Annotated in this window: 10 protein-coding genes; 1 reads left to right on the top strand and 9 read right to left on the bottom strand. The window is 56.8% G+C overall.

The window, feature by feature from the left end; all coding sequences use genetic code 11:
* The 5 genes from R1W01_RS17930 to leuC all read right to left on the bottom strand — a co-directional run.
* On the bottom strand, positions 1 to 371 hold a 371-nt coding region (locus tag R1W01_RS17930), incomplete at its 3' end, for an endonuclease/exonuclease/phosphatase family protein (RefSeq protein ID WP_317275419.1).
* Positions 372 to 478: 107 nt separating this feature from the next.
* Complete coding sequence (locus R1W01_RS17925; RefSeq protein ID WP_243613666.1) at positions 479 to 1,312, bottom strand: hypothetical protein; 834 nt, start codon at positions 1,310 to 1,312, stop codon at positions 479 to 481.
* A 346-nt stretch (positions 1,313 to 1,658) separates the two neighbouring features.
* Complete coding sequence (gene leuD / locus R1W01_RS17920) at positions 1,659 to 2,264, bottom strand: 3-isopropylmalate dehydratase small subunit (RefSeq protein ID WP_243613665.1); 606 nt, start codon at positions 2,262 to 2,264, stop codon at positions 1,659 to 1,661.
* A 51-nt stretch (positions 2,265 to 2,315) separates the two neighbouring features.
* On the bottom strand, positions 2,316 to 3,194 hold the full coding sequence (locus R1W01_RS17915; RefSeq protein WP_297758226.1) for a hypothetical protein: 879 nt from the start codon (positions 3,192 to 3,194) through the stop codon (positions 2,316 to 2,318).
* Positions 3,194 to 4,597, bottom strand: coding sequence for a 3-isopropylmalate dehydratase large subunit (gene leuC / locus R1W01_RS17910; protein WP_297758229.1), 1,404 nt, complete (start codon positions 4,595 to 4,597; stop codon positions 3,194 to 3,196). Before leuC ends, R1W01_RS17915 begins: the two co-directional genes overlap by 1 nt.
* A 250-nt stretch (positions 4,598 to 4,847) precedes the next feature.
* On the opposite strand from leuC, the gene R1W01_RS17905 reads away from it, so the two are divergent.
* Positions 4,848 to 6,266, top strand: coding sequence for a mechanosensitive ion channel family protein (locus tag R1W01_RS17905; RefSeq protein ID WP_297758232.1), 1,419 nt, complete (start codon positions 4,848 to 4,850; stop codon positions 6,264 to 6,266).
* On the opposite strand, the gene R1W01_RS17900 is transcribed toward R1W01_RS17905, so the two are convergent.
* From R1W01_RS17900 to R1W01_RS17885, 4 genes are read right to left on the bottom strand one after another with little or no spacing between them, the layout of a single operon-like run.
* Positions 6,181 to 7,350: an LptF/LptG family permease gene (locus R1W01_RS17900; RefSeq protein WP_297758235.1), complete on the bottom strand. Its 1,170-nt coding sequence runs from the start codon at positions 7,348 to 7,350 to the stop codon at positions 6,181 to 6,183. The genes R1W01_RS17905 and R1W01_RS17900 overlap by 86 nt on opposite strands.
* The gene (locus R1W01_RS17895) at positions 7,347 to 8,465 is read right to left on the bottom strand and encodes an LptF/LptG family permease (RefSeq protein WP_297758239.1); all 1,119 of its coding nucleotides are present in this window, start codon (positions 8,463 to 8,465) and stop codon (positions 7,347 to 7,349) included. The genes R1W01_RS17900 and R1W01_RS17895 overlap by 4 nt, the downstream gene beginning before the upstream one ends.
* Positions 8,466 to 8,505: 40 nt before the next feature.
* A complete protein-coding gene (locus R1W01_RS17890; RefSeq protein WP_297758242.1) occupies positions 8,506 to 9,426 on the bottom strand; it encodes a phosphatidate cytidylyltransferase in 921 nt (306 codons plus the stop codon).
* Positions 9,387 to 10,181 (bottom strand): SDR family oxidoreductase, encoded by a 795-nt coding sequence (locus tag R1W01_RS17885; protein WP_297758245.1) that lies wholly within the window; start codon positions 10,179 to 10,181, stop codon positions 9,387 to 9,389. The genes R1W01_RS17890 and R1W01_RS17885 overlap by 40 nt, the downstream gene beginning before the upstream one ends.
* Positions 10,182 to 10,186 lie beyond the last annotated feature (5 nt).

Below are 10,186 nucleotides of genomic sequence, written 5' to 3'. Positions count from 1 at the left end.
GCGCCGGGCATATCCCTCCACAACCGACGACTAAAGTCCTCTACCTCGCTCTGATCGATGGGCCATCGCGATAGGATCGCCATACCACGATGCCCAGAGAAACGACCGTATCCTTGCGCATCTCGTGGTCCGCCCCTGCGTCCATCGCCATTCAGGTCAAGGTCAGTGGCCATCCCTGTGTTTGGGCGCAAGGCGAACTGATGGGGAAGCAGCAACCCCTCTTCGGCAACAGTTTCCCTCAGAGCCTGCAAACCACGTCCCGCAGCATCATAGTCAATGCCTTGCAATACAACGATATCGGGGCGGACATGCGCCAACACACGCGCCACGGCACGCGCTTGCAGATCGCCCCTCAGAATATCGCGCAGCATAAGACCGGGGCCATCTCGGGATAGTTCTGTCTGGAAAGTCGCGATCCGAAGCACATCAGCAAAAGCCGTATGTGCCAGCCCCCAAATCGCTACAGAAAACGCGAATATCAGGCGGCGTGCATGGCCTGAGCAGCGGCATATGCACGCCGCCTGTTCTCGTTGATCATCTCTGCGACGCGCCCCATGGCCATGCCGCGCATGATCAGACTTGCCGGGATGAAGGCCCATGCGCTTATCGTCCAGATCAATGTCATCGGATCGTCGAGATAGATCGGGTCGACAAGGTCCGACATCATCTGAACGATCGCTGGAATAAGGAATGGCATAAGGAATCCTAACGCAATGTTAAGACGCCCATCCCGTTGCAGACGCGGAAGGACATCGCCACCAGCGGTCGGATCGAACAGAGGCAAGTTAACCCAGACATTGAAGGCACCATTGCGCGCAGGCCAGCCAAGAATACGGACGTAGAAGAAGAAGACCGTCAAGGTTGCGAGTGAGACGAGATAGGCAATGCCAGAGGCCGTGCGCACTGCAATAACAAGGTTTGCAGACGCGTTGTCCGGCAACATGATGACCATGAGCCGCACTGGGGAATAGGGAAAGTCGATCGCATCCCCAACAATCACACCGAGCGTTCGCAAGAAACCAGTCAGTGCATTGGGCTCATACTGCCCACGCGCGACAATCGAAAGCGTGAAGACCGTGAGGTAGAGCGCGATGAAGCGGAGCCGATTGAACGGCGGTGCGTAGCGGAACTCGACAATACTTGGATAGGTCGAGAAATACTCGATCAGGATCAAGCCACCGGCAAAGAGCGAGAACAGGACGACGATGTGGATCGAGTCCGTGCTGACATTCGGCAGAACGAGCGCAGGCGTCGCAAAAAGCAACGCCATAAGGACTGCGCGCGTCAATGCGCTAATCAGTTTTCCGACCACAACTCTTTTCCTTCAAACTGGACACTCACGATACGTTGCCGAGAGCTTGTTCCAACTTGATCCCGCCTGCTCAGACGGGGCGCCTCATTCTCGCCTTAATCTTGCCTTTATTACCACCGTGGCTCAAGCCCTAGTTTCCGAGTTGCAGAAACCAGCACCCTGTCGATTGCGAAGTGATGCTCGTTTACACCAATAAAATAGTCTTGCTCGTCAAGCGCATATCGCACTCTGGTCATAGCTAGGACGACATGAACGCTTCGATTTACCCAGCATTCATTCACACAAGACAAAGAAGGGCGGCCATATTTCAAGCCGCCCCATCGCACATTCGACTGGAATAGCTATTTCAGGCCCAGGGGCGCTCTGCCTCTGCCTTCGCCTCGAAAGCGTCAATTGCCGATACGTTTTCCATGGTCAGACCAATGTCATCTAGTCCGTTCAGAAGGCAGTGCTTCTTGAAAGTATCGACGTCAAACGGAATGACCTGACCGTCCGAGGTCGTGATTTCCTGCGCTTCAAGGTCGATTGTCATGCGGGCGTTCTCGCCGCGCTCCGCATCTTCCATCAAGAGGTCAACTTGTTCCTGCGGCAGAGCGATCGGGAGGATGCCGTTCTTGAAGCAGTTGTTAAAGAAGATGTCCGCGAACGAGGTCGAGATCACGCATTTGATCCCAAAATCGGCAATTGCCCAAGGAGCATGCTCCCGGCTCGAACCACAACCGAAGTTGTCTCCGGCAACCAGGATTTCGGCATTGCGATACTGCGGCTTGTTGAGAACGAAATCAGGGATCTCGTTTCCTTCTCGATCATAGCGCATCTCGTCGAAGAGATTCACGCCAAGTCCGGACCGCTTGATCGTCTTGAGGAAGACCTTCGGTATGATCATGTCCGTGTCGATATTGACCAGCGGCATGGGGGCCGCCACGCCCTGAAGTTTCTGGAACTTTTCCATTGCTATTCTCCTTGTCCAAACCCGTTCGAACACGGGTCACTGGGTTCAGCATTAAATCTCCGGGTATGCCGGAATTGATGAAGTCATGTCGCGTTGAACAGCGTTCCTATTGAGACCGCAGGCATCGAGATCGAAACCGATCTTCTCTGCGAAATTCGACATGAAACTGCCTTTGAGGGGGCGCACCCGCTTGTGAAGCGCGCGGATACGCGAAGTGTATAGATGAATGGCCATAGTGTCTTCTTTGAGCCAGCCGTCCATCCCGCCATGCGGGTTGAAATAGATATCGGCCATGGACCAAGGCAACGGATTGAGGACATGCGCGGGATGCGCATGATGATCTTCTCCGTGCAGCGGGAGCATATACGTCATGGCCCTCGGACCCGCCGTATTTGGGATAAGGCGACAAGCTTCGTACAACCGCCGCCCCTTACCGAAACCCAGCGCTTCCTCACGAATGTGCGAAGGCAGCCAGTCCGGCACGAAAGAGGGATCCGAAAAACACTCGATCAGAGCCTTGAGCGAACCTGAGTCCTCGGGCAGAAACAAGACGTTGTTGTTAATCATGCCACCATATTCGCGCCCAACGAGATAGCCCTCTCTCGGCACGAACGGTCGGTAGCAGAACACGTCTGTATCTGCCCAGATCATCCTTTCATCCCGGATCATCCGCAGCCTGAAGAAATCAGAGAAGACTGTCGGGCTCACACGCTCGCGAAGTTTGTCAGGATAGTCCCAAACTTCGCGCACGTTGATCAACTCAAGACCTGTCAGACCTGGATCTTCGATCTCATCGGTGTGGAAGAGAAACGTCGGATGCCCCATGTGCAGAAAAGACTGCAAGGACATGCGCGCGATCCAATTGAGCTGCGACCCGACCCAGACCGTTCCCACCGGAAGCAAATCCGTATTTGCCCCGGTGGGGGTCATTACATCATCTCCCGCACGTCAGTCAGCTTGCCAGTCAACGCAGCCGCAGCGGCCATTGCCGGCGATACAAGGTGCGTCCGCCCCTTGTAACCCTGACGCCCTTCGAAGTTGCGGTTCGATGTCGAAGCACAGCGCTCCTCGGGAGCAAGCTGATCAGGGTTCATGGCAAGGCACATGGAACATCCAGCAAGACGCCATTCAAAGCCGGCCTCCTTGAAGATGTCTGCGAGGCCCTCTTCTTCAGCCTGTGCTCGCACGAGGCCAGAGCCCGGCACGATCATGGCGCGCATTCCATCTTTGACCTTTTTGCCCTTCACGATGTCCGCAACGGCGCGCAGATCTTCAATACGCCCGTTGGTGCAGGAGCCGATGAAGACGGTGTCAATCTCGATATCAGTCAACTTCTGACCCGGGGTCAGACCCATATACTCGATTGCACGACGTGCAGCGTCGATCTTGCCACCAGAGAAATCCTCGGGCTTCGGCACAACCGCAGTGATCGGCAGCACATCCTCGGGTGATGTTCCCCAAGTTACGACAGGCTCGATATCTTCGCCACGCAGAGTCACGACCTTGTCGAATTCGGCACCTTCGTCGGTGAAGAGAGTCTTCCAGTACGCGACAGCCTGCTCATACTGACCGGCCTTGGGCGCGTGGGGGCGGCCTTTGACATATTCAAAGGTAGTCTCATCCGGTGCGATCAGACCCGCACGCGCACCACCTTCGATCGCCATGTTGCAAACGGTCATCCGGCCTTCCATCGACATGTCGCGGATCACGTCACCACAGTATTCGATCACGTAGCCCGTACCGCCCGCAGTCCCCGTCGCGCCGATGATGGCGAGGGTCACGTCTTTCGGGGTCACGCCTGGCTTCAGCTTGCCCGTGATCTCGACCTTCATGTTCTTCGATTTCTTCTGAATCAAAGTCTGGGTTGCCAGAACGTGCTCTACTTCAGAGGTGCCAATCCCGTGCGCAAGAGCACCGAAGGCCCCGTGCGTAGCGGTGTGTGAGTCACCACAGACCACGGTCATACCGGGAAGCGTCCAGCCTTGTTCCGGGCCAACAATATGCACGATACCTTGGCGCACGTCGGACACCGGGTAGTAGTTGATGCCGAATTCCTTGGCATTCGTGTCGAGAGCGTCGACCTGAATACGGCTTTCTTCGTTATCGATGCCTTTGGCACGATCAAGCGTAGTTGGCACGTTGTGATCCGGCACTGCGATTGTTTTTTCCGGTGCGCGCACGCCACGGCCCGCCATACGAAGGCCCTCGAAAGCCTGCGGCGATGTCACTTCGTGAACGAGGTGACGGTCGATATAGAGCAGGCAGGTTCCGTCTTCGGCTTCATGGGCGACATGTGCGTCCCAGATTTTGTCATAGAGTGTCTTGGGGGACATCTGTCCTCTCCCCTGGATTGTCATGAGTTTTGATTGGGCAACAGGATTGGGCGCGCCTTATAGACGAGCGAGAACGGTCAGCGTCGCGCCAAAAAAACGCCAAGGCAGGCGTGCGCGGTCATCCATGTCGAAAATCCGTGTCATGCGTGACGAGATATACCCGTTGACTGAGTCTCGCAAGAGGAACTGCCGGAAAGCCTTGTAGCAAGGGGGCAAGCCATGCAACGCTACATGTGCATCAGGGAAGACCATGACCGAAGTAACGACGACCGGAACCGAAATACCATCTGCATCCGCATCTCCACTGAACCAGTTGGCAGAAGGAGCAGCACAATCTCTGCCTGATCCGAACGCACGCGAGATCGCGCTCGGCGTCTGGGAACAGGTTCTGGATTTCAGCACCGGCCTCATGCGCCCATGGAATGCATATCAAGCCGCGATCGCACTTGGCCTGTTTGCCACCGCCTATCTCATCTCTCGCTTCCTGAAGCCACGCCTATACGAATGGCTTAAAGCGCGGGAAGGTTGGCCGAAATGGCGCTACCGATACCTCGTGATGGCCCATCGACGGCTCGGACTGATCGTCTTCGTGGTACTTATCTGGATTGCCGTGCTCATCATGCGCGAGACGACCTGGCCGAGCCGATCCTATCTACTAGGTGTCTTGGCGAACTTGTCGACCGCTTGGCTCGTTGTTGTACTCGTTCTCCGTGTGGTTCAGAACGCCTTTCTGCGCGCCACGCTTCGCTACGGAGCCTGGATTTGGGTCACCCTGACCATTTTAGGCCTCTCGGAAGAGGCAGTTCAGCTTCTCGAGAAGATCGCATTCTCCGTAGGAGAGACCAGCATTTCCCTCTGGATCGTGTTGCAAGCCGCTGTGATGCTTGGCCTGACTCTAGCGCTTGCTCGTTTCCTATCGCGCCATTCCGCGCAACGTATTCGCAGCAACCCCGACATATCACCATCTATGCAGGTGCTTTTCGTGAAGTTCCTCCAGGTGTTGCTTTATGCTGGCGCCTTCCTGATCGGTATGGAAATGATCGGCTTCGACATGCGCGGCCTCGCCTTCATGTCCGGTTTCATTGGGGTCGGGCTAGGCTTCGGGCTTCAGAAGGTCGTCTCCAATCTCGTCTCGGGCATCATCATTCTCCTCGACAAGTCGATCAAACCCGGTGATGTGATCAGTCTTGGAGAGACCTTCGGCTGGATCAATAGCCTAGGCGCACGCTATGTCAGTGTGGTGACCAGAGACGGGCGCGAATACCTTATTCCGAACGAGGATCTCATCACCGGTCAGGTCGTGAACTGGTCGCATTCAAATGCCTTTGTCCGCCTCGATATCCACTTTGGAACGGCCTATAGCGACGACCCCCACAAAGTACGCAGCATCGCAATCGATGCTGCTAAGAGCGTAGAACGTGTGCTCGCTCATCCAAAGGCGCCCGTCTGCCATATCGTTGGTTTTGGAGACAGTTCGGTCGACTATATCCTCCGCTTCTGGATCGAAGATCCGACTGGTGGCCTGACAAACATCCGCGGCAACGTCTTCTTGGCACTCTGGGACGCGTTTCAGGACAACGGCATCAGTATTCCTTTTCCTCAACGAGAGGTTCGTATGCTCGGCGACGATGCGGAGGGTACAGCCGCCCCATCAGGGCCAACTGGATAAGGCAGGCAAGCAAAAAGGCAAACACGAGAGGCGCACCGGCAGAGAACCAAGGCGCAAGCACCCCAAACTCACCCAGCGCCCAAAAGGACTTGACCGATACCAATGTGACATATCCCGTCGTGCCAAGTGGCAGGAGGCGCCACCAGGAAATGAACCGTCCGCTCCGCGCGGCCTGCGACAAGGTCGCTCCAAGGAATGCGAAGACACCGGGAAGCAAGAACGCAAGATACCTCCGCGCCACGGCCGTTTCGGCGTCGGCCCACTGAGCACGTTCCCGAAAATCCGCGATCTCTCGAAGTGGGGCACTCGGAAGATAGAACCCGAGCACCCCATGATATTGAAGATGGGTCGGCAAGAGCGGAAACACCATCTCAAGGCTCTCCAGTTGCTCCGGCTGCATGACCGCTCCCGGTTCCCCTTTCCAGAGCACGACATCTCGTAGAATCCAAGCCGTCGGTGTATCGCCCGGCACCGCAGTCTCGGCAAAGACGATGCTGTTCAGGGTTTCCTGCTCGATACCGTCAAAGACCATCACATCGCGAAGTTCAGGAACATCGCTACGCATGACTGTGGCGCGGATGGCGCGGGTCTCATCCGTGAACCATTCGGGACCAATCAAGCCGCGCCGAAAGCGCCCCGCATATGAACCCAAATCGAGGTCTACCTGCGCCCAGATCGCGGTGGGCCGCAACCACCCCTCCAAACTCGCCTGGACGGACCCGATAAGCAGCGCCACTGTCAGAAGCGCCCCGTAGACGAGACTGGGACCGGCACCCGCTGCGGAAAGAATAACATTCTCCATCCGTTGATGCCGCAAGAGCTCGGCCAAGAACGCCCCCGCGAGGCTCGCCATCGGCAACAACCGCGTCACAATGTCGATCGCTCGATACCCGAGATACTCGGCCAGAAGTGGCACGAAAGGAGCACCCGTTTGCTCTGCATGGCGACGCACATCTTCCAAGTTGTTGGTCAGATCGATTGCAATTGCCACCGTTAGCAAAACGAACATCACGAAACCGATCATACGTAGATGCAAGAGGATAATCTGCCGCGCGGCAGTTCCAATATGGGTCCGCAAGTTCATGTCTTACCCCGAACGGGAAGCATCACGGCCTCGCCTCTCATCAACACGAACGCGAGCGAAGGGCCGAGATAGGCGAGGCATGCCCCGCACACCAACTGCCAGAAGGGCAAAACATCAAGAAGATCGCGCACTACGGTTCGCCCCAGCACATCAAACAACAGCAGAAGCAACGCTGCAGCGGGTAGCGTCAAAAAGCGCAGGAAACTTTGGCCAGAAGCAAGAACCGCGGCAACCGCTAGAAGCGCCGCCATCGGCACAAGAAGGCCGCGCGTAAGGACGTTGCCCAGACGGGGGTCCACGCCAGGCATCAGAGACACGGGGCTCTCGTTGTCCCTGTGCGCTTTTTTCGCGACTGGCAAGACTTCCTCCATACGAAAATCGACCCCGGTATTGCGAACCCGCACAGTTGATACGGCGGGCGGCTCTTCGGTATCTGAACCAAAGCCGGGAGAGGTATACGCGACAGTCGTATTGAGTTTGATCACGTAGTTCCCGTCTTCGTCGGGACCAATGACATCCCAATCACGGGATTGCCCAGCGCGCCAGGATTGATCCGGGTGCATTTGGAACGCGAAGAGTTGGCCCCGTAGTTGAGCTTCATCTGTTGGCGGTGTTGCGATGTAAGTCATCTTGTTAATGGTTTGTCGCGAGTTACGCGGTCCGGGCGCCGTGATCTCACGCAGGACGTGGTCAGATCGAAGATCCGCCATTGCAATCCGCTCGGCGTAACGCGCGGTGGGAATGACATAGCCCGCTACGCCAATCGATAAGATCCCACCGAGAACCCCGAGAATAAGCGCAAAGCCAAGAACATTTGGCCACCCGACGCCGCTCGTCGCGAGCACAACGAGCTCGCCACGATCCCGCGCGTCCCACAGTGCAAAAAACAACGCAATCAGGACGCCGAGCGCAAGGGCCAGATCGACGATCTCTGGCGCCTGATATGCCAAGAGAAGCAGTACATCAGCACTCCCACCGCCATACCGCAAAGCCTCTTCCATAAGAGTGGTGAAGCTCTCAGCCAGAAACACCGCCACTACCAAAACCAACAAGAGACCCAGCCTTGCAAGGGTGGGGCGTGCGAGAATACGAGTGACGGGGCCAACACGGATCATAGTCTGATTGTCAACGCGCCTGCCCTAGGACGCAAGAGGATCATGATAGTACGAAGAGGATCGACAAGAGGCTCAACCCAGCACCCGCTGCAATCCAGCTGTCAAAAATATCCAGGGCACCTCCCTGATGACCAAGAACCACAGGGAAATCCTTCACACCACCAACTCGCTTGAGACGCGACGCACTGAGATCTCCGGCAAGGCCCAATATACCCACCAAGGCTGCTAGTCCTGCCGCACCTACAGGGGGGAGACTCATTGCTGTCGAGACCAAGACAACGGTCAGCACAAGGATGACCGCCCCGCCGAAGAGACCTTCTACCGTCTTGCGCGGGCTAAGTTGAGGAAAGGCTTTGTGGCGCCCGAAAAGCTTGCCGAACACGAGTGCATAGCTGTCAAACGTCTCGATCAGGATATAGGCAACAAGAATGATTGGTCGAAGCCCCTCATCAAGGGCGCCGTGCGCCAAGAGGGCGACCGGAAGAACCGGATAGACCGCCAGTTCGACATAGGGTTGGAACCGGCTCTCTGCACTCCACGACAGCCCAATCAAGCGCCCGAACAGCACCATCCAGAGCCCTGAGAGAGCAATCGCTCCTATCGGGCTGATCATGGCAATCAACGCTATCCCACCAGCTCCCAGAGCAAGCACCTTGCTGGCTTCCTCGCCAAGACGGACCTTCCCCGCTTCGAACCCGACCCGAACAGCCAAGGCGAGAAAGAACGCCCCGAGCACCCAGGTTCCACCAAGGAACGCCGCAAACAAAATGCCCATGGTGAGAACAAGGCTTCCAGCGGAGCCTGCCAGAGATTTTGCGAGCGGCCGGCCGCGCGGTGTAAGCATCAGTCCGCCCAGCACCATGAGACCGCAGCAAAGCAATGCTGCTGCAACCCAAGCCAATTGGCCCACTTGCAACCCGCTCATTTCTCGACCTTGCGCACGATCCGGTTCTGATGCCATCTCAGGGCCGGTGCGAGGACGCCTCCAAAGCAAAGAAGCATCTTCAGCTGCCAACCGATCGCAACTGTCGCTGCTCCGCGGTGCATTCCTCTCAGGAGCCGCTTTGCCACATCTTCAGGCTGCCACAAACCACCACCGTCGGTGATGATCTGCGTCGCGCGCGGCTTGGTGCGTTTCTCTTCTTCAAGTTGCGGGGTCTCAGTATCCGGCGGGTAACAAAGCGTGACTGAGAGTCCCAATGGAGCAAGCTCGATCCGCAGCACTTCTGCCAAAGCACGAATGGCGAACTTCGTCGGAGCATAGGCACTATACCCATAGATCCCAAAGAAGGCTGCGCCAGAGGATATCAACCCGATGCGCCCATGTCCCGACTTTGCCATCTCGGGCGCAAGCGCTTTCACAAAGTGATAGCTCCCATAGTAGTTGACAGCCATATGGCGCTCTGCAAGCTCACAGTCCTGTTCCACGAATAGGCCCGGAACAGCAACGCCTGCACTTGCGATCGCCACCTCAGGAACGCCCAGCGCCGCGATCGCGCGCTGAATCGCCTGTAGGAGTTCAGCCTTCTCGCTCACATCGACCGGAAATACCTCGACACGGCAAGCAGGGAAGTTCGTTTCAAGACTGTTCTTCGCCTCATCAAGGCGGCCTTTGCCGCGCGCGAAAAGAGCGAGGTTGTATCCCTGCTCCGCAAGTTGCCGTGCGGCAGCCAAGCCAATGCCACTTGACCCGCCGGTTATGTAAGCGACGGGCATATGCC

This window comes from Shimia sp. FJ5, assembly GCF_032918335.1.
GTDB lineage: Bacteria > Pseudomonadota > Alphaproteobacteria > Rhodobacterales > Rhodobacteraceae > Shimia > Shimia aestuarii_A.
Note: the sequence above shows the minus strand (reverse complement) of the source record. Positions and strands in the feature narration are given on the sequence as shown.